This is a genomic window from Hominenteromicrobium sp., assembly GCF_046974225.1.
GTDB classification, from domain to species: domain Bacteria; phylum Bacillota; class Clostridia; order Oscillospirales; family Acutalibacteraceae; genus Hominenteromicrobium; species Hominenteromicrobium mulieris.
Genome location: NZ_JBKWAE010000009.1, coordinates 75,607 through 93,086, shown reverse-complemented (window position 1 = coordinate 93,086; position 17,480 = coordinate 75,607). Strand labels below are relative to the sequence as shown.

Annotated in this window: 18 protein-coding genes; 8 read left to right on the top strand and 10 right to left on the bottom strand. The window is 48.5% G+C overall.

Annotated elements, in window-relative coordinates:
- Nucleotides 1–24: 24 nt before the first annotated feature.
- The 4 genes from ACLTX1_RS08470 to ACLTX1_RS08455 all read left to right on the top strand — a co-directional run bounded on the left by ACLTX1_RS08470 (nucleotide 25) and on the right by ACLTX1_RS08455 (nucleotide 2,767).
- Entirely contained in the window at nucleotides 25–870 is an 846-nt protein-coding gene (locus tag ACLTX1_RS08470; protein ID WP_412330755.1) for an aldo/keto reductase, read from the top strand.
- Between the two features lie 23 nt (nucleotides 871–893).
- The gene (locus ACLTX1_RS08465; protein WP_412330754.1) at nucleotides 894–1,541 is read left to right on the top strand and encodes a flavodoxin; all 648 of its coding nucleotides are present in this window, start codon (nucleotides 894–896) and stop codon (nucleotides 1,539–1,541) included.
- Nucleotides 1,542–1,643: 102 nt separating this feature from the next.
- Entirely contained in the window at nucleotides 1,644–2,093 is a 450-nt protein-coding gene (locus ACLTX1_RS08460) for a flavodoxin family protein (RefSeq protein ID WP_412330753.1), read from the top strand.
- Nucleotides 2,090–2,767, top strand: a complete 678-nt coding sequence (locus ACLTX1_RS08455) for a DUF4405 domain-containing protein (protein ID WP_308803255.1) — start codon at nucleotides 2,090–2,092, stop codon at nucleotides 2,765–2,767. Before ACLTX1_RS08460 ends, ACLTX1_RS08455 begins: the two co-directional genes overlap by 4 nt.
- A 128-nt stretch (nucleotides 2,768–2,895) precedes the next feature.
- Here ACLTX1_RS08455 and ACLTX1_RS08450 read toward each other — a convergent pair whose 3' ends face one another.
- Complete coding sequence (locus ACLTX1_RS08450; RefSeq protein WP_215636095.1) at nucleotides 2,896–3,267, bottom strand: TnpV protein; 372 nt, start codon at nucleotides 3,265–3,267, stop codon at nucleotides 2,896–2,898.
- A gap of 58 nt (nucleotides 3,268–3,325) precedes the next feature.
- Here ACLTX1_RS08450 and ACLTX1_RS08445 point away from each other — a divergent pair, with 58 nt between their 5' ends.
- The 4 genes from ACLTX1_RS08445 (at nucleotide 3,326) to ACLTX1_RS08430 (ending at nucleotide 8,458) form a co-directional block, all read left to right on the top strand.
- Nucleotides 3,326–3,529 carry a DUF6870 family protein gene (locus ACLTX1_RS08445; RefSeq protein WP_412330752.1) on the top strand — a complete coding sequence of 68 codons (204 nt, stop codon included), beginning with the start codon at nucleotides 3,326–3,328 and terminating at the stop codon, nucleotides 3,527–3,529.
- Nucleotides 3,530–3,651: 122 nt separating this feature from the next.
- Nucleotides 3,652–5,286: a recombinase family protein gene (locus ACLTX1_RS08440; RefSeq protein ID WP_412330751.1), complete on the top strand. Its 1,635-nt coding sequence runs from the start codon at nucleotides 3,652–3,654 to the stop codon at nucleotides 5,284–5,286.
- Nucleotides 5,287–5,288: 2 nt separating this feature from the next.
- Nucleotides 5,289–6,947: a recombinase family protein gene (locus ACLTX1_RS08435; RefSeq protein WP_412330750.1), complete on the top strand. Its 1,659-nt coding sequence runs from the start codon at nucleotides 5,289–5,291 to the stop codon at nucleotides 6,945–6,947.
- Entirely contained in the window at nucleotides 6,932–8,458 is a 1,527-nt protein-coding gene (locus ACLTX1_RS08430) for a recombinase family protein (RefSeq protein ID WP_412330749.1), read from the top strand. Before ACLTX1_RS08435 ends, ACLTX1_RS08430 begins: the two co-directional genes overlap by 16 nt.
- Before the next feature lie 8 nt (nucleotides 8,459–8,466).
- Here the strand turns inward: ACLTX1_RS08430 and xerC are convergent, their stop codons facing one another.
- The 9 genes from xerC to ACLTX1_RS08385 form a co-directional block, all read right to left on the bottom strand.
- Nucleotides 8,467–9,633: a tyrosine recombinase XerC gene (xerC, locus tag ACLTX1_RS08425; protein ID WP_412330748.1), complete on the bottom strand. Its 1,167-nt coding sequence runs from the start codon at nucleotides 9,631–9,633 to the stop codon at nucleotides 8,467–8,469.
- Nucleotides 9,634–9,750: 117 nt separating this feature from the next.
- The gene (locus ACLTX1_RS08420; RefSeq protein WP_412330747.1) at nucleotides 9,751–10,662 is read right to left on the bottom strand and encodes a ParB/RepB/Spo0J family partition protein; all 912 of its coding nucleotides are present in this window, start codon (nucleotides 10,660–10,662) and stop codon (nucleotides 9,751–9,753) included.
- A 201-nt stretch (nucleotides 10,663–10,863) separates the two neighbouring features.
- Complete coding sequence (locus tag ACLTX1_RS08415) at nucleotides 10,864–11,124, bottom strand: plasmid mobilization protein (RefSeq protein WP_308449357.1); 261 nt, start codon at nucleotides 11,122–11,124, stop codon at nucleotides 10,864–10,866.
- 57 nt (nucleotides 11,125–11,181) lie between these two features.
- A complete protein-coding gene (locus ACLTX1_RS08410) occupies nucleotides 11,182–12,198 on the bottom strand; it encodes an AAA family ATPase (protein ID WP_412330746.1) in 1,017 nt (338 codons plus the stop codon).
- A gap of 116 nt (nucleotides 12,199–12,314) precedes the next feature.
- Nucleotides 12,315–12,674, bottom strand: a complete 360-nt coding sequence (locus ACLTX1_RS08405) for a cysteine-rich VLP domain-containing protein (protein WP_412330745.1) — start codon at nucleotides 12,672–12,674, stop codon at nucleotides 12,315–12,317.
- Nucleotides 12,667–12,894, bottom strand: coding sequence for a helix-turn-helix domain-containing protein (locus ACLTX1_RS08400; protein WP_249318462.1), 228 nt, complete (start codon nucleotides 12,892–12,894; stop codon nucleotides 12,667–12,669). Before ACLTX1_RS08400 ends, ACLTX1_RS08405 begins: the two co-directional genes overlap by 8 nt.
- Before the next feature lie 914 nt (nucleotides 12,895–13,808).
- Nucleotides 13,809–14,345 (bottom strand): hypothetical protein, encoded by a 537-nt coding sequence (locus ACLTX1_RS08395; RefSeq protein ID WP_308449360.1) that lies wholly within the window; start codon nucleotides 14,343–14,345, stop codon nucleotides 13,809–13,811.
- Complete coding sequence (locus ACLTX1_RS08390) at nucleotides 14,342–15,271, bottom strand: hypothetical protein (RefSeq protein ID WP_308449361.1); 930 nt, start codon at nucleotides 15,269–15,271, stop codon at nucleotides 14,342–14,344. Before ACLTX1_RS08390 ends, ACLTX1_RS08395 begins: the two co-directional genes overlap by 4 nt.
- A gap of 11 nt (nucleotides 15,272–15,282) precedes the next feature.
- Entirely contained in the window at nucleotides 15,283–17,478 is a 2,196-nt protein-coding gene (locus tag ACLTX1_RS08385; RefSeq protein WP_308449362.1) for a DEAD/DEAH box helicase, read from the bottom strand.
- Nucleotides 17,479–17,480: the final 2 nt, after the last annotated feature.

The following is a 17,480-nucleotide window of genomic DNA, read 5'->3' as shown; positions in this document are numbered from 1 at the left end:
TCAAACAGAAAAGGAGTAATCAGTATGAAATTTATAAATTTAAACAATGGCGTAGAAATGCCAATGGCAGGCATAGGAACATTTTTGCTGTCCCCTGACGAGGCAGAAGCATCTGCAACCTACGCTCTCAAAAACGGATGTCAGCTTATTGATACGGCAAATGCTTATTGCAACGAAAAAGCAGTAGGCAGAGCAATGAAAAACGCAGGCATTGACCGAAAAAATATTTTTCTTGAAACAAAGCTTTGGCCGTCATTTTATGAGCAGGACGATGCAGTAGACAAAACTCTCGAAAGACTTCAAACAGATTATATTGATTTGCTTTTAATTCATCAGCCTGCCGGAAACTACATTGCAGGATATAAGCAAATGGAAAAAGCATACAAGGAAGGCAAGGTTCGTGCAATCGGTCTTTCAAACTTTAACGAAGAGCAGATTTGCGAAATCCTAAATATCTGCGAGGTTAAGCCGTCTGTTCTTCAAACCGAGGTGCACCCGTATTATCAGGAAAAGGAACTTAAAAAATTCCTTTCTCACGAGGATATTAAAATTCAGGCTTGGTATCCGCTGGGTCACGGTGATAATGCGCTTCTCAATGAGCCACTCTTTAAGAGCCTTGCGGAAAAATATGATAAGTCGACAGCTCAAATCATTCTTCGTTGGCATATTCAGGAGGGCAACATTATTATCCCGGGTTCAAAGAACAGCGACCATATCAAGGCTAATTTTGATATTTTTGATTTTTCACTTACTGATGAAGAAATGGCAAAAATATCATTACTTGATAAGGGTGTAAGATATTATACCTCAACACCGGAAATGCTTAAAAAGTATGTCGAGATGATACCGCCTGTTGACGAACAAAAATAATTAAACTAAAGGAGATTAAGATTATGAAAAAATTAACCTCAATTCTTTTGGCACTTGTGCTTGTGTTTTCGTTCGTAGCTTGCTCTAATAATTCGAGCGACAATTCAAATACAACCTCAAGCACTTCACAAACGGCAGATACTTCAAAATCTATCGATGAAAATACCCAAAATTCTAATACAAGTTCAAAAATATTAGTTGTTTATTATTCTGCAACAGGCAGCACAAAAGCTGTTGCAGAAACTATAGCCGACACTTCCGGAGCAGATTTGTTTGAGATTACACCTGTTGACCCTTACACAAGCGATGACCTTAACTGGACTAATGACAACAGCCGTGTAAGTGTTGAGTACAACGACGAAAGCAAGCGTGATGTACCACTTACAAAGACTACGCCTGATAATTGGGCAGATTATGATACAGTATTTATCGGCTATCCGATTTGGTGGGGCATTGCTGCTTGGCCTGTAAACAATTTTGTTAAGGGCAATGATTTCAGTGGTAAAACCGTTATTCCGTTTTGCACATCAACATCATCAGGCTTAGGTCAGAGTGGTGACCTTTTAGCCGATATGGCAGGCACAGGCAACTGGCAGGACGGCGAAAGATTTTCTTCAGGTGCCTCATCAAGCAAGGTCGAATCTTGGGTAAACGGTCTTGACCTTAAATAAAATCCGCAAATTTACAGTTGTGCTTTTGGCGGTTACTGTTACGGGGATACCATTATGTCTTGGCTTTTCGGCGAACATTAAATTATTAAGAGAGGTAATATTATGAAAATTCTTTTTATTAACGGCAGTCCGAACGAAAACGGAAATACTGCTAATCTTGCCTCAATTCTTTTGAGCGGCAAGGAATACGAAACACTTAATTTAACTAACTTCACAATCGGCTCATACGGTCAAACTTTACCTTATGACGGACTTGACAAAGTGATTAAAAAAATGAAAGAGGCTGACACAATCGTTATCGGTTCTCCGCTTTATTGGCACAATATTTGCGGCTCTGTTCGTAATGTTTTAGACCGTTTTTACGGCAAGGTTGACGAGAGCGAGCTCTTAGGCAGAAAGCTTTATTTTGTATTCCAAGGTGCGGCACCCGAAAAGTGGATGCTTGACGCAGGCGAATACACGATGAAACGCTTTGCCTCTCTTTACGGTATGGAATATATGGGAATGGCAACGAATAGCAAAGAGGCTGAAGACTTAAACAAAACCGTATGAATTCAAAAATAAAATTAAAGCTAAAACCGATAATTGATATTTTAATGACATTTGCTCTGCTTCTTTTGATGTCCTACGAGCTTTTAGGCTCAACTGCACACGAGGTAGTCGGCGTTGCTATGTTTGTGCTTTTTGTTGTTCATCACGCACTCAATATAAATTGGGCAAAGCATTTAACGAAAGGCAGGCAAACACCTATAAGAATTTTTCAAAATATTCTTGTTTTGCTTGTGCTTATGTCATTTGTCGGCTCAATCGTCAGCGGAGTAATTGTTTCAAGGCATCTGTTTGCATTTTTGAATATAAAATCAACCTATGCAGCGAACAGAATCCATATGCTTTCTGCATATTGGGGCTTTATATTTATGTCGCTCCACCTCGGACTTCATTTCAATATGATTTTGCTAATGATAAAAAAGAAAAAGCAACTCTCACCAAAAGTGAAGACTGTTTTCAAAATATTATTCATACTCATTTTTGCATACGGAATTTACGCATTTTTCAAACGGGATATAGCATCTTACCTGTTCCTGAAAAATCAGTTTTTTCTCCTTGGCGATAACGAGCACCTACTGCTTTATCTCTTTGACTATATGTCAATAATGTTTTCCTTTGCAACATTGAGCCACTTTGTTTTTTCAATATTAAAGTCGAATACAAAAAGCGGGTCTTAGGGTGTCCCTAATGAGAAAATTACCGTTTGGATAACCAAATGGTCTGCTCGCTAAGATTGTACATTCAATTTTACAAAAAAATCAAGGCACAACATACGAAAATTTTCTCCGTAAGTTGTGCCTTTTTCTCATTTATAAATCACTTGTTCATTAACGATTTCTGTTGCTCTGTTGCGAATATTATTCATCTTTTGCACCCACAACATCATATTTTCGGCTTTGAGTTTTTCCGTAACTTGTTCCTGCTCAGCAAGTGATTTTATTGTCTGTTCAAACAAATTCTCTGCCTGAAACTCAACATCGGCAAGGTAATTGTAAAGCTTACCCGATGTAAGAAGATTGTAATAAAGCACTCGATGACTTGATTTCAAATAGCGTCTGTGCCTCATTGCCCACACACTGATTTGCCTTTGGTTTTCATCAGGTAGCGTAAGAGTTGGCAAAAGATAATCGCCTTGTTGCGAATAACTACCGCCTATATTTTCAAAATTTGTTTTCATATCGAAGCCTCCTTGTATTTGGTAACTTCATTATACTGAATACAAAATAAAATGACGAATGTGCGAATTTCTGATACAGAAAAAGGCTCTGACCTTTTACAGTCAAAGCCTCATCTGCCATTGCAATGCCTTAGTTTTATTAAGTTTTATCATACTGCCTTATAAAACCTCAGCATTCCGCTGCGGCGATTTTGTGGTAAACGCCTGCTTTGCCGGGAACGGCGTTACGTTGGAGGAATGTCTGCAAGGCATTTTGCGCTGAGCGACATCCTCGCTTTTTTCCGCAGAGAGTGCTATGATCGGTGTGGAAAAGGATGAAAACCTAATAGCCAGATAACCACTCTTTTCATGCGGGAGCAGTCCGGGAGAAAGGAGTGCTTTTTCATGCCTAAATACAAAGCTACCGCTTACATCCGCCTGTCCTACACCGACGATCATTCCAGCGAAAGCGACAGCGTTTCCAATCAGCGCAAGCTCATTGAAAACTTTGTAGAGCGTAACCCGGATATTGAGGTCGTTTCCGAAAAGATCGACGATGGATACAGCGGCATCATCTTTGACCGCCCCGCGTTCAAGGAAATGATGCAGGATGTCACCGATGGCAACATCAACTGCGTCATTGTAAAAGACCTCTCCCGCTTAGGGCGCGAGTACATCGAAACAGGCCGGTATCTGCGCCGGGTATTCCCGGCCTACGGGGTGCGTTTCATCGCTATCACCGACAGCATCGACACCGCCCACGACAGCGGCGATGATCTGACCGTATCGGTCAAGAACATTATGAATGAAGCCTACTGCCGGGACATTTCCATCAAGACCCGTTCTTCTCTGGACGTGAAGCGGCGCAATGGCGATTTCGTCGGCGCGTTCCCGGTGTACGGCTACATGAAAGCCGAGGACAACAAGAATTTGCTCGTCCCTGACCCCTACGCCGCCCGCGTTGTCTGCGACATTTTCCGTATGCGGCTGGAGGGCGCAAGCGCCTCCAAGATCGCATCTGAGCTGAACCGGCTGGGTATTCTCTCCCCGCTGGCGTACAAGAAGAACAACGGTCTGCCCTACGCGAAAAAGGGCTATGCGGACAAGGCTGACTGCAAGTGGTCGGCTACCACCATCATCCGCATCTTGCAGGACGAAACCTACACCGGAACGCTGGTGCAGGGCAAACAGGGTACGCCGCATTACAAGATCAAGCAGATGGAGCAGCGCCCCGCCTCCGAGTGGGTGCGCGTCCCGGATGCCCATGAAGCGCTGATCGCCCGTCAGGATTTTGAGCTGGTGCAGCGCATCAAGGGGCTGGATACCCGCACTTCTCCCAACGAGGACACGGTGTACCTGTTCTCCGGTATTCTGATCTGCGGGTGCTGCGGAAGCCGCATGACCCGCAAGACCAACCGTGCGAACGGCAAGGAGTACCACTACTATTATTGTCCAACCGGCAAGAAAAAGGGCTGCGCCCATCCGGTCATGCTGAAAGAAAGCAGCCTGATCGACTGTGTGCGGGACAGCCTGAAAGCCTATATCGGCAATATTGCTTCTCTGGAGGCGCTGCTGACCGGCATTGACCAGACCAGCATCAATCAGGCGCTTGCCAAGGAATACAGCGACCACATCACCGACAACGAGCGCCGGTTGGAGCAGGTGCTGGAGTTCAAGGCACGGCTTTATGAGAGCCTTGTGGGGGGTATGCTTACCAAGGAAGAATACGCTTCCTATAAGGCAAAGTACACCAAGCAGGCCGAGGACATCCGAGAAAGCGTCCGCGTTCTCAAGGAAAAACTCACGGAGGTGCTGGAAAACCGGAGTGAGCGCAACCGCTGGATTTCACAGTTTACGCAGTTCTCCACGCTGGAAACCTTAGACCGCAGGGCGCTCATTCACATGGTACAGAGCATCCGCGTCCGTGGGAAGAAGGAGCTGGATATTACCTTTACCCATGAGGACGAATACAAAAAGGCGTTGCAGCTTCTGGCGCTGGCAGCGCAGCAGAAAGATTACGAACAGAGAAAGGTGGGCTGAGCATGGCAAGGAAAAGCAGAAAAGAAACGGCTGCGGTGGCCGTGCAGGAGGCTGACGCCGCTTGCCGCGCCGCGATCTATGTCCGCCTTTCGGTGGAGGATACCCACACGCACAGCGTATCCATTGAAACCCAGCAGATGATTATTGCCCGCTATCTGGAGCAGTACCCGGAGATCAGCGTGTACGATACCTACATTGACAACGGCGCGACCGGGACAAACTTCCACCGTCCGGGCTTTCAGCAGATGCTCTCGGATATTGAGGCCGGTCATGTAAACTGCGTGATTGTCAAAGACCTTTCCCGTTTGGGACGGAACACCATCGACACCGGCTATTACATCGAGCAGTATTTCCGCATCCGCAGCATCCGCTTTATTGCGGTCAACGAAAACTTCGACACCGCCAACCCGGAGGACGCCCATTCCGGTATCATTATCCCGCTGCGGAACATGATAAACGAAGCCTACGCTTTAGACATTGGGCGCAAGATCAGGGCGCAGCAGCGGCAGGCCATGAAGGACGGCAAGTTCATCGGTGCGCGTACTCCCTACGGCTATCTGAAAGCCGAGGACGATTGCCACCAGCTTATCATCGACCCTGTTGCCGCCGTTGTGGTGCAGCGGATGTTCCGCTGGGCTTCCGAGGGCGCTGGCCTCAATACCATCGCCGTGCGGCTGAACGAAGCGGGCGTCCTCACCCCCAGCCACTATAAGAAGATGCAGGGCAAGATCACTCACGAGAATTTGCTCGGCAGCGGCAAGTGGCAGACCCGGACAGTCGGCGTTATTCTCCGCTCCGAGGTCTACACCGGAGATCTCGTTCAGGGGCAGACCAAAACCGTGGATCACCGGCAGGTCAAGGCCGATGCCGAGGAATGGACGGTGGTACGGGACACCCACGAGGCCATCATCAGCCGGGAACAGTTCGCGGCGGTGCAGGAAATACTCAATCAGACCGCCAGCCGCGCCAAGGCACGGGAGGTCAAAGCCTACACGCCGAATCTTCTCAAAGGCAAGGTGTTCTGCGCCCATTGCGGCGGCAGCCTGCACCGGCAGAGAAACATCCGCAAGAAGTCCGACGATGTGTACTTCTACCATTGTCTGAGCCAGAGCCGAATCAGCAAGGATGCCTGCCCCGGCGTGACCATCCGCGAGGATGCGTTGCTGGATATGTTGGCAGATATGCTTCAGGACTCGCTTGATACGGCGCTGGGGCAATACACCCTCTCTCTTGCGGAGCTGCCCCGGCAGGCCGCTGACCGCGCTGAGCTGCGGGAGAAGATCACCAGCCGCAAACAGGAAATCCAGCGGCTTCGCAGTATCGTGCGGAGTTTATATGAAAACCTCGTCCAAGGCGTTCTCACCAAGGATGAATACTTTGACTACAAGGAGAAGTACGAAAGCCGCATTGCCGACCTCGCCGTGGAAATGGAACAGTTGGAGGACGGCCTGCGAACGATGGATGCTCAAGCAGAGCAGCACCGGGCGCTGGAACAGGATGCCGCACAAATCAAGACCGACCGGGCGCTGACCGGCGCACTCATCGAGCGGCTGATCGACCGCATCGAGGTGTCCCATGATAAGCAAATCACGGTGCGCTATCGTTTCCAGAGCGAGTTTGAAACCTATGCGGAGGTGCTGGAACAATGCAGAAATATGTGATTGCTCTCTATATCCGCCTCTCCATTGAGGACTACAAGTATGACAGTCTGAGTATCGAAAACCAGAGTCTTGTCCTCCACGAATATGCGGCCTCCATGCCGGAAGCCCTGAACGCGGAGATCATGGAGTTCATCGACAACGGGTACAGCGGCACGAATTTTGAGCGTCCGCAGGTACAGAAGCTCATTGAGCTGGTGCGGGCCAATCAAATCGACTGCATCATCGTCAAGGATTTTTCCCGCTTCGGGCGAAACAGCATTGAAACCGGCTACTTTATCGAGCGCGTGTTCCCGCTGTTCCATACCCGCTTCATTTCCATCAGCGACGATTTTGACAGCAGCAAATTCAAGGGTGACACCGGCGGCATGGACGTGGCGTTCAAGTATCTCATCAGCGAATATTACAGCCGCGATATGTCCATTAAGACCAAGAGCGCCAAGTACGCCAAGATGCAGCGCGGCGAGTATCAGAGCAAAATCTGTCCCTATGGCTACCGCAAAAGCGCCGATGGCAGAATGGAGCCTGACCCGGAGGCCGCTGCCGTTGTGCAGCTCATCTTCCAGCTTGCCGCCGAGGGCATCAACGCCACCGCCATCACGCGAGAGCTGTTCCGCAGAAACATCCCCACCCCCGGCCAGTACAAAGCGGCGCACGGCAATCATACCCACGATATTTCCCGCTGTCACGGGATTTGGAGTACATCCACCATTCTCCGCATTTTGGAGGACGAACGCTACACCGGCGTGTATGTGATCGGCAAGCGGGCGGTTCTCGAAGTAGGCGGCACCAGAAGCCGCCTGAAGGACAGAGAATCGTGGTACATCATCCCCGACCATCACCCGGCCATCGTCGAGAAAGCCGTGTTTGATACCGTGCAGGCCAGCCAGCTCCGCTTTTCCCAGCCCAACAAAAAGAAGCGGGACTACCCGCTGAAAGGCAAAGCCTTCTGTGGCTGCTGCGGTCATGCGCTGTCCCGCACCATGCAGAAAACCTCGTATTATCACTGCCGCCATTCCGAGGCGGACGTAGAAAGCCGCTGCCACAAGATGCGTCTGAACGCCGCGGAGCTGGAACAGGCGGTATTCCTGACGCTGAAAAAGCAGATGGAAGCCACCGCGCCGCTTGCCCCTGACGGTACGCTCCGGGTAGATGCTTCCGTACCGGAACGCGCCGAATATGAGCAGCAGATTGAAACGCTGCAAGACGGCAAGCGCACACTTTACGAACGCTATCTCATGGGCGAGATCGACCTGAACACCTACAAGGCGGAAAAGGCCGCGTGTGACGAGCTGCTTTTGAAAACGAAAAATGCCTATGCCGCAGTATTGGCACAGGCGAAACAGAAGCAGGACGAACAGGCACGGCAGGACAGCCGCAAGGAAGCGTCCAAGGTGATTTTCGATGCGGACACGCTGACCACCGAGCTGGCCGAGCTGCTGATCGACCGGGTGCTGGTATATCCCGATAAGCGCATCGAGATCGCATACAAAATCCAGGACATTTTTGATTGAGGTGGCAGTCATGAAAATCGCTTTCTATTGCAGAGTGGACGGACAGGGCTTTGGCTTTGTCCTCCCCGATGAAGCTGACAAGCTCCGCGAGTTTTTCGCCGAGCATCAGGATAAGCCTGCGCTTGAAAATCCATCAAGCGCAAGCTAAAAATTTTTGTCGTGTGCTTGACATACGGGTGACGCAGATCGTGAAAGCGCATCCGGCGCAAACCGTGACTCTCCAGAAATTTCGGAAATGCGTTGGTCAGGTATTCCACCCGCATCCGCTCGCCCAACTCATCCACGAATACAAAGCCATCGTATTCATAGTTGTAGCAGTTGCCGCAGACCTGCTTGTTCAGCTCCTGCGCCTCTTTCACCTGCATAAAGTATTCCCGGAAGCTGCCGATGAGCGGCAGGGTGCGCAGACTGGACTTGGTCTTGGCGGATTGCTGCTCGAACTCCTGATACTTGCCGTCGATGATCGTTGAGGTCACGGTGCGCTTTACGGAAATGGTGCCCTGCTCAAAGTCGATGGCATCCCATTTCAAGCCCACCACCTCGCCACGGCGAAGTCCGTAAAAGGCAGCCACCAGCACCGGCAGCTCCAGCTTGGTTCCCCGAAGGGCTTCAAACATCTTCTGCATCTCGTCCGCCGAGAGAAAGACCGGCTGAAAGCTGTTCTTTCTGGGCCGGTCCACCTTGTCCGCCACATTCTGGATCAGCATATCGGTCTTGACTGCATATTTCAGTGCCGAGTGAATGACGGCGTGATAATGGATAACGGTATTGGGCGTGACCCGCCTGAGCATTTCAGAATAAAACATCTGCAAATGTCGGGCTTCCAGTTCCCGCAGTGTCAATTTCTTCTTGCGGAAATAAGGGACGATGGTGCTTTTCAGCAGTCCTTGGTAGGCACCGTAGGTTGCGTGGGCCAGCCGTCCCTTGGCGATCTCCAGCCATTCCAACAGATAATCGGCGAACAGCATATCACTGCTCAGGTCGCCCGCCTCTTTGGGCGGCTCAAACTCCGCCCGAAGCCTCGCCAGCTCCGCCTCCGCCTTGCGCTTGTTGCCCTTTTCGGGAAGCCCCAGCGAGATCCATTTCGTTTTCCGCTGCCCTCCGGCGTTTCTATAGTTCAGCACGGCGTAATACCTGCCGTTTTTCAATGTCAGATGTCCTGCTACCAATTTCATCTCCTCCTGTCCTTTGTATTTGCAGAACAGAACTCCAAACCGACAGCATCAGTATACCATCGGTTTGGGGTTCTCTCTATTCTGCGATTTGTTTGATTACAGCCGCATCAATACGAATCAGCGGGCATCCCGGTTCCGTTCTCTCTGCCGCTTCAGTAATTCCAGCCCCTTGATGATGTCCCGGCGCATCTGCTCCTCGGTGTAGCCGGAGGGGAAGTATTTCCGCAGCTCCTCCCGTTTGAATTTCAGCTGCTCCTGCTGGTTGGGCTTCGTCTCCGCCAGCACGGCGTAGACTATCTGGTCATCCAGCAAGCCCTCCTGCGCCAGCTTTTTCAGGCGGATGCTCTGGGCGTGGGACGGGGTGCAGTCGTTCAGCGCCATCGCGTCCAGCACCGCCCGCTGCTGATACGAGTCTAAGTAGGAAAGCTCCACCGCCGGGTTGAAGGCGATCTTGCCGTCGTCCACCATCGAAAGCAGTTCGGGGATCAGGTAGGTCAGGCGGATATATCTTCGCACTTGGTCTTTACTCTCACCTGCATCGTCTGCCACTTTTTCTACGCTAAGCAACTTCTCTGCAACTTGCACAGAAGCGATGCCTTGATGCTTGATGGCATCCAGCTTCATCTTGTAGGCGAACGCCTTTTCGCTGGGCAGGATAGTCTCCCGCTGCAAATTGGCGTCCACCATTGCGATCACCGCTTCATCGTCAGACAGCTCCCGGACGATGACGGGCATCGTCTCGACGCCCAACACCTGACACGCCGCCAGTCGCCGGTGGCCGGAGATCAGCTCGTAACCGCCGTCCGGCAGCGGCCTTGCCAGCGCCGGGGTGATGGCTCCCACCTTGCGGATGCTCTCGATCATTTGCTGCATCTCCTCGTTGTTCTGCACCTTGAAGGGGTGACCCTTGAACGGGTGCAGCTCGGCCAGCGGAATGTTCCGCACCCGCTCCAGCTTGGCATCGTCCCGCTCCGCCTGCGTGGAGAACAGGTCGTCCAGCGTGGGTAAAGTAAAATCCAATTTTCTCATTGTGTTGTCCTCACTTTCATAGTTTTTTCTTTCAGGGGTTTTAGGGCACGCCCTAACGAGTGTTTTTGCGCTCCGGCCCTGCCGGGAGTAAAAACGCACTGCTCGCTCAGATGACGCAGGCATCGGCGGCAGGGGCACTGTTTGGCTCCGACAGGAGTAAAAACAGTCTGCTCGCTTAGACTGCGCAGGCGTAATTCTCGCTTACTTTAATTCATTCAAAACTGCTTCCAGTCTGCTTATAATTTCCTCTTTCTGAAGCTGTGGGAGTTCCGCTTTCAGGCCGTTCAGCATCCGAAACAGGCGGTAATCCCGCTCCGTGATGGCCGCTTTGACCTCTTTTCCAAGCCCCAGCCGCCGCAAGTATTCCGACAGCGGCAGAGAACAGAACCGGGCATTTTCCAGCAGCTTCTGCTTCTCCTGCTCGGTCACACGGACATTGATCCCGTAGTTTTTGCTGCGCATTTGTTCACCCCCTTTCTTCGGTTTGTGACGGCAATGACGGTTGTGACGGGGATTTCCTTATATAGCGATCCCGGCGTCATTTGCGTCATCACCGTCACGGCGCAGAAATTTGATGAGTCGGCTTTTTCCCGTTCGCTTGGTGCGATACTCGATGCCCAGCGGCTCCAGCACCTCATAGGCAAACTGGCCGAGATACTTCGTGGCCATATTGGGCGTGACCTCCTGCTCCTTCATTTCGGTCAGCAGCTCCGTGGCCGTGCCTACCCATTCGGTGCGGCACTCCATAAAGTCCACCACCCGAAACAGAAATTTCGGCAGCTCTGCCTTGTGAATATCCTCGCTGTTCTTGCGCTCCACCAGTTCCCAGACAAGGTCGTTAAACTGCAAGGTCAGTTCCTGATATTCCACATCCCGCCCGCTGACCAGCAGCGTAGCGGCGTTTCCGCTGCGCTTACGGCGCAGAATAAAGTTGGTGTCCGCAGCGCCGATGATGCCGGTAGAGCCGCTGACATCGTTAAAGGGATCGTCGCTGTCTTGCAGCTTTCGCAGGTGATGCACCAGCAAAATGGCGATGTTGAAGCCGTCGGCAATGCGCTTGATGGAGGAAATGTCGTCGTAGTCGTTGCCGTACATTCCCGCCTTTCCGGCGCTGCCCTTGGAGTCCCGCACCTTTTGCAGCGTGTCGATGATGACCAGCTTGGTGGCGGGATGCTCGGTCAGGAAATCCGTGATCTGCTCCTCCAGCCCGCCGCCGATCAGCCCGGAGGTCACGGCAAAATACAGGTTGTCCGGGGCGCTGTCGGTGAGGTTGTAGAGCCGGTCTTTGATGCGGCGCTGGGTGTCCTCAAGGCTCATATAGAGCACATCGCATTGCAGTGTAGGCAGCCCCCAAATAGAGTTTCCCTGCGCCACTTGCAGCCCCAGCCACAGCATCAGCCAGCTTTTGCCGATCTTGCTGGCACCGCTGATGACATTGACACCCTGCGAAATAAGGCCGTCTACGATGAACATCGTCTTGCTCATCGGCGTGGACAGCAAGGTCTCTGCGTCCACGGTTTTCAGTTTGTTGCCCATAGAAATTTCTCCTTTGTAGAATGTTAGAAATGGATTTTGACAGGTGCAGATGGAAACGGCCACCCGCACCCGCTTCGCCCTCAAAAAAGCCCCGGAAATCAAGGCTTTCCCGGTGCTTAATGTTCGACACTGCGTCGCCGCCTGGCCGAGTCCGCCTTCTGCTTGCGCCGGATGGAACGGCCGCATTCCGGGCAGTACTTCTGCCGGTTGCTGCCGGGTGCAAAGGGCTTTCCGCATCGGTCGCAGAGCCGTGTGCGCTGCCGGTAAATATCGGCGCAGAGTACCTTGTCGGCGGGCAGAACCGCCCGCCGGAAGTACTTGCACAGCAGCGAATAGGAAATCGTCTGCACGCACACGCAGCCTTCGCCATCGTCCAACGGCAGACAGTTGCCACCGTCGTAGTTGGCGCACAGCCGCCGGATCAGCCGGTTACAGCGTGCCCGCTGTGCAGGTGTCAGGCGTTTGATCTCATCCAACCTTCTTCACCTCTTTCTCCATCACATAGTTGATGACACTGATTTTCGGGATCTTCAGCGTCGTGCCGATCTTCACGGCGTGAATGTACCCATAGTCAATCAGCTTGTAAGCCAGCTTGCGGCTGATGCCCAGCATCTCCCGAAGCTCTTTAACGGTCACAATGTCCGGGTATTCCGGAAACATCATCTGATAAAGCTCTCTGAGCTCTCCTTTCTTCATAGGTTTGAACCTCCTTTGTCTGTTCTTGACGCCGCATTTCTGCGGTGGTTTTTGCTTGCTGCCGCTCATCCGCATCGTTCCTGCCCCGGAGTCTCACCACGGCGTATCGCTTCTTTGATGCGCTCGTTCCTTTTTCGGGAAGTCATGGCATCACTTGCCGGAAGCATATCCTTTGGAGGCGGCGATTCAATTTTCAAGGTACACAGGGAGACAGTCCCCTCAATAGGTAGCCAGCGAGAAAGGCATTTTATAGACCCCCTCACTAACCAACTGGGAAAAATTTTTCGATTTGTACGAAGGAATTTTGAAAAAAATCTTTGAAAGTCTCTCTACTAACCAACTGGGAAATTTTTTTGGATTTGAACGAAAAAATTTTTGAGAATTTTTCTGCGACCCCCTCTACTACTTAATTGGGAATTTTTCCGGCAAAAATAAAAAGAATTTTGAAGAAAATTTTTAAGTGCCCCTCCCACTAATCAACTGGGAACTTTTCGGGCAAATAACAAATGGGTTTTAGAAAAATTTTTTAAGTGCCCCTCCTACTAACCAATTGGGAAATTTTTTGAGATTTTGGCAAAGTAATTTGAAAAATTCTCTCAACTTTTCAAAAGGTCCCTCTACTTACTCTGAATAAGGGGTGCCATTTGGCAGGGTACTTTTCAAAATTCCCCACAAAAATATTTCTCCCTTCACTTACTCTGAATAAGGGGCGCCGTTTGTGGGGGTGTTTTCGAGAAATTTCTCAAATATTTTTTATCTGAACGCAAAAAGAGGCGCAGCCTCCGGATTTCTCCGAAGGCTACGCCTCTAAATATACTATTCGGTTTTCAGCAGTTATACTGATTCGCTATTTCTGTTCGCAATGTCCATTCTATCTTATTGCTGATAATGATGTGCGTTGCGTGAAGCCGTGGCTATCTGTTTCTCCAAAAAGTTAGATACATCTGAGCAACCGATTCAAGCAACACCCCAAGAATATGCATAATGGCAAAGATGCATACTGCAGCAACATATTTCAATGCCTGTAAAGGAATAATTGGCCGTATGAGAGCAATTCCTATGAGAATAACTAAGTAAATAATTTCAACAATGACATTGTATGCAATGTTGGAAAGCAAAATTTGGAATAGAGACAGCTGTTTTCCGCCAACAGGCTTATATTGAGTAGAGTCAGCCATTTCCTCCTTTAGACTTTTGGTGTTTGCATTGTCTGCTGTAACCAGTATAGAAATAATTGCAACAGAAAATGAAACAAGGATGGCAACGACATTAATTTGGACATTCACAAATTCGGAAAAAGTTGACCGGATGGTTTCCTCGTTGCCGATGTTAAATATGAGTGCACCTGCCAATGCCAAAAGCCCCAAAACTACCGGAATCAAATATTTTACCCATATTCGTTTTCTGGATTGATAATAGTCCCTAAGTGGAACAAGTAATATTGTCTTCATATTCTACCACCCATTGAGGCAATGAACTCCTGAGCCTTCACAAAAAAATCTGAGCTCTCCACTTCGTTTGTGACGCTTTCACCCTTCACCTTTAAGAAATGCTTCATTCCCGTGATATTAGTATCCACTTCAAAACTTCCGGCGTCATTTGTCCCTATAATCTTAATACGCTTAATCTTGCCCTTAGCTTTGTCTTGCGAATCCTTAAAATATTCCTTAATTAAGTTTTCAGGAAAGCATTTATATCCTTTAGGACGCTTCAAGCAAATATCGACTTCGTCAGCGATGTCAGTTCTTCCCGCAAACCGCATAAAGCCATCCTTAATATCGTCTTTGTATACTGTCAACTTGAGGACTGACATTGTTTTGGCTCTTTTGATTGAAGACAGGAAATCTTCTCCCGGCATAATCTGACTTTCAATGGTGTAGTGGTACGGGTCATTTCCGTCTTCATTGAACTTCTTGAATTGTTCATTCAAGTAGTCGATAATACACTTTAGAGTTATGCCATAGTGATTGCTTTCGTGAACTGCAAGAAACCTGTTTTCGCCTTTTGCAAGGCGAATGCATAGATGTGTCTTTTCTTCGTCTCCATCCTGAGGTCTCTTTCGTCGTCCTCGCTCCTGCATAGTTTCAGTGTCGATTTCATTCCGAACGTGGTTGTATTTTGCCGACTTGAAAATCACATCATAATTTCCGTTTTTCAAATCCTCGTAAGAATCTAACCACACGACCTTTTCTGACGATGTAATGTCTTTCTTGCGTTCAGAAAGTCCTTTTGTCATTATATATTCCAGCAATTGGGAAAAAGCGATGATAATCTGATCCGTACTGTAAGCCGAATCATCTTTTGCATCTTTATGCTTAGAGATAGAAAGGTAGTAGAAATAGATAGGCACTTTTTTCCACAGTTCTTGCTCTCTCATATTCCGCCTCCTTAAAGCACTTCCGAAAGCAGTTGCCAGTTTTCATCGTGGATATTGTCTGAGTACTTGTCTACGCAAATGCATAGTTCTCCACTTTGTTTATCCTGTCTGACAATGCCACCCTGTAGGTTGTATCCATCAAGGTATTTTCTCAAAACGCCGAATTTCTTTGCAGTGAAGCGATCAATATCTTCACTGCTTCCTGACTTTGTAAAACCACCTTTTGTTTCTATAATCCAGATATCGCCACCATTTGTGCCAACCACATAATCGGGGTAAAAGGATTTTTGTTTTCCAAAGTTATCCGTATAAACAATCGAGAAATACTCTGAGCCCTTATCTCCGTTCTTATAGAACCACTTCACTTTGCCACTACCTTCGCAAAAACGCTCAAACAGCTTCTCCGGCATAGATCTCTTTTCCGCAGAAGATAAATACCCTGTATAGACATTCTTGGTGTATTCCATCTGTGACTTTGATGTTCCGTCATATGTGAAAATCATTTCAAGAGGAAACCCCACTGGTTTTTCTGTTATCCGGGGAATTGCAAGCGTTAGCTGCAAAGACTCATCAGCCATAGCATCACGGACATCTTCTATAAGCCTTCGCTCGTTGTTGATAATAAATGCATATAGGTTTCGTGTTTCCAGACGAAGAATTTTTGCGTCGCACCGAACTCCTTTTAGGAACAGCTTACGCATAATGGTATTAGTGCTGCTATAGTCCAAATTGGCTTTGTATCCAATCTCAGCGACACAGTGATGATACTCTTTGCCGTGTTTATGCGTATTCAATGGCTCGTGAATCGAGATGTCATTTAATTCTGTGATTTGGTCTTTGCTCAGTACGCTGACGGAACCAGATTTGGTAAAATCCACAATATCTTCGTCGAAAGAATAGCCATAAGCTTCTAACTGACTTTGGTTTTTATCGAGGTCCGTAGCGGTATGGTATTTTTTCTCAAAGAACTTCCAAATAACTTTGAGTGCAAACTTAGCATCGCGTGGAAATGGAATATCAGTTTTAAATTGGCTGATAAGCGTAAAGGAACGATATTCCGGCTTCAAGAACACTTTATAAGCATCTAATGCTCCCGTGCCCAAACTCAATTTAACGCTTTCCGTAAATTTCTCATCCAGAGTATAAAGATAACAGCAATCTAAAAGATCTTCACCATAATGCTTTGCTTCCGGCATCCGGCGAATCCTTCCAATCGTCTGAATTTCAAATACCTCGCTCATATTGTCACGGAGCTTCACGAGAATCTGCGCTCTTGGGCAATCCCAACCGGTAGCAACCGCCTGTTTGATAATTACAGCTATTGGAGTAGCGTCATTATCTTCAATATCCTCAAGGTTCTGTTTCTTATCAGACAACCATACCGATAGAAGGTTATTCTCGTAAGTAATGCCTTTGCTTTCGAAGTACTCTTCGACACGGTCAAGCAGTGCATCTGATTTATTCGGTAATTGGACGATAATCAATGGATTTACGCCAGAATCTTTCTTGGCGTATGCGGCTCGTAAGTCTCGTTGTTTCTCGAGGGCTTTATCCAGCAGGTAGGATATCTGATCTTCAACGCTAATATGCTGTTCAAAATTTTCATTGATTATCAGGAGCTTTTTTATCAGGCCTTCAGCAATAACATCTTCTTCTGGAATCTCTATCAGCAGAGCATTCTTGTAGTTTTTAGGTGTAGCGGAACAACGGATAATCTTATTCGCATTGAACAGAGCAAGAATGTCATCTGCTTTGATCGTATCATTCTGATGTGACTCGTCAACAATTATGGTAAAAGTCAAACCGTTGTCAATTGCATTCTGAATATGTTCGACAAAGTTTGTTCGCTCACTATCCTTAAGTGCATTGTTCCCTTTCTTAGTAAGCTTTTCCCAGTTGATGAAACAGGCATCATTTTCTTCAAAGCCAGAAGACATTATATCGGATAAGAGTTTTGTGTTGCTGCCGTGAATGTATTTATCCATTTTGGCTTTACTCTGTAATTCAAGATTACCTTTTCCGGGGGTAAGCCAAACAAACACTGCTTTGTTTGTGCTCTTCAGATACTCATCCATAAAGTGTGTAAGGATAATGGTTTTGCCGCTACCAGTACAACTCTTCAGGATAATATCCCTATTGGGCTCTCCCATAGCTTCCATAAGGGCCTCAATGGCTTTAAGTTGAAAATTTGCAAGCGTGATCCCCATAT

Coding starts and splice junctions, on each gene's coding strand:
- ACLTX1_RS08470 (WP_412330755.1), top strand. CDS start 25: ATGAAATTTATAAATTTAAACAATGGCGTAGAAATGCCAATGGCAGGC.
- ACLTX1_RS08465 (WP_412330754.1), top strand. CDS start 894: ATGAAAAAATTAACCTCAATTCTTTTGGCACTTGTGCTTGTGTTTTCG.
- ACLTX1_RS08460 (WP_412330753.1), top strand. CDS start 1,644: ATGAAAATTCTTTTTATTAACGGCAGTCCGAACGAAAACGGAAATACT.
- ACLTX1_RS08455 (WP_308803255.1), top strand. CDS start 2,090: ATGAATTCAAAAATAAAATTAAAGCTAAAACCGATAATTGATATTTTA.
- ACLTX1_RS08450 (WP_215636095.1), bottom strand. CDS start 3,267: ATGAAAACAAATTTTGAAAATATAGGCGGTAGTTATTCGCAACAAGGC.
- ACLTX1_RS08445 (WP_412330752.1), top strand. CDS start 3,326: ATGTGCGAATTTCTGATACAGAAAAAGGCTCTGACCTTTTACAGTCAA.
- ACLTX1_RS08440 (WP_412330751.1), top strand. CDS start 3,652: ATGCCTAAATACAAAGCTACCGCTTACATCCGCCTGTCCTACACCGAC.
- ACLTX1_RS08435 (WP_412330750.1), top strand. CDS start 5,289: ATGGCAAGGAAAAGCAGAAAAGAAACGGCTGCGGTGGCCGTGCAGGAG.
- ACLTX1_RS08430 (WP_412330749.1), top strand. CDS start 6,932: ATGCAGAAATATGTGATTGCTCTCTATATCCGCCTCTCCATTGAGGAC.
- xerC (WP_412330748.1), bottom strand. CDS start 9,633: ATGAAATTGGTAGCAGGACATCTGACATTGAAAAACGGCAGGTATTAC.
- ACLTX1_RS08420 (WP_412330747.1), bottom strand. CDS start 10,662: ATGAGAAAATTGGATTTTACTTTACCCACGCTGGACGACCTGTTCTCC.
- ACLTX1_RS08415 (WP_308449357.1), bottom strand. CDS start 11,124: ATGCGCAGCAAAAACTACGGGATCAATGTCCGTGTGACCGAGCAGGAG.
- ACLTX1_RS08410 (WP_412330746.1), bottom strand. CDS start 12,198: ATGGGCAACAAACTGAAAACCGTGGACGCAGAGACCTTGCTGTCCACG.
- ACLTX1_RS08400 (WP_249318462.1), bottom strand. CDS start 12,894: ATGAAGAAAGGAGAGCTCAGAGAGCTTTATCAGATGATGTTTCCGGAA.
- ACLTX1_RS08395 (WP_308449360.1), bottom strand. CDS start 14,345: ATGAAGACAATATTACTTGTTCCACTTAGGGACTATTATCAATCCAGA.
- ACLTX1_RS08390 (WP_308449361.1), bottom strand. CDS start 15,271: ATGAGAGAGCAAGAACTGTGGAAAAAAGTGCCTATCTATTTCTACTAC.
- ACLTX1_RS08385 (WP_308449362.1), bottom strand. CDS start 17,478: ATGGGGATCACGCTTGCAAATTTTCAACTTAAAGCCATTGAGGCCCTT.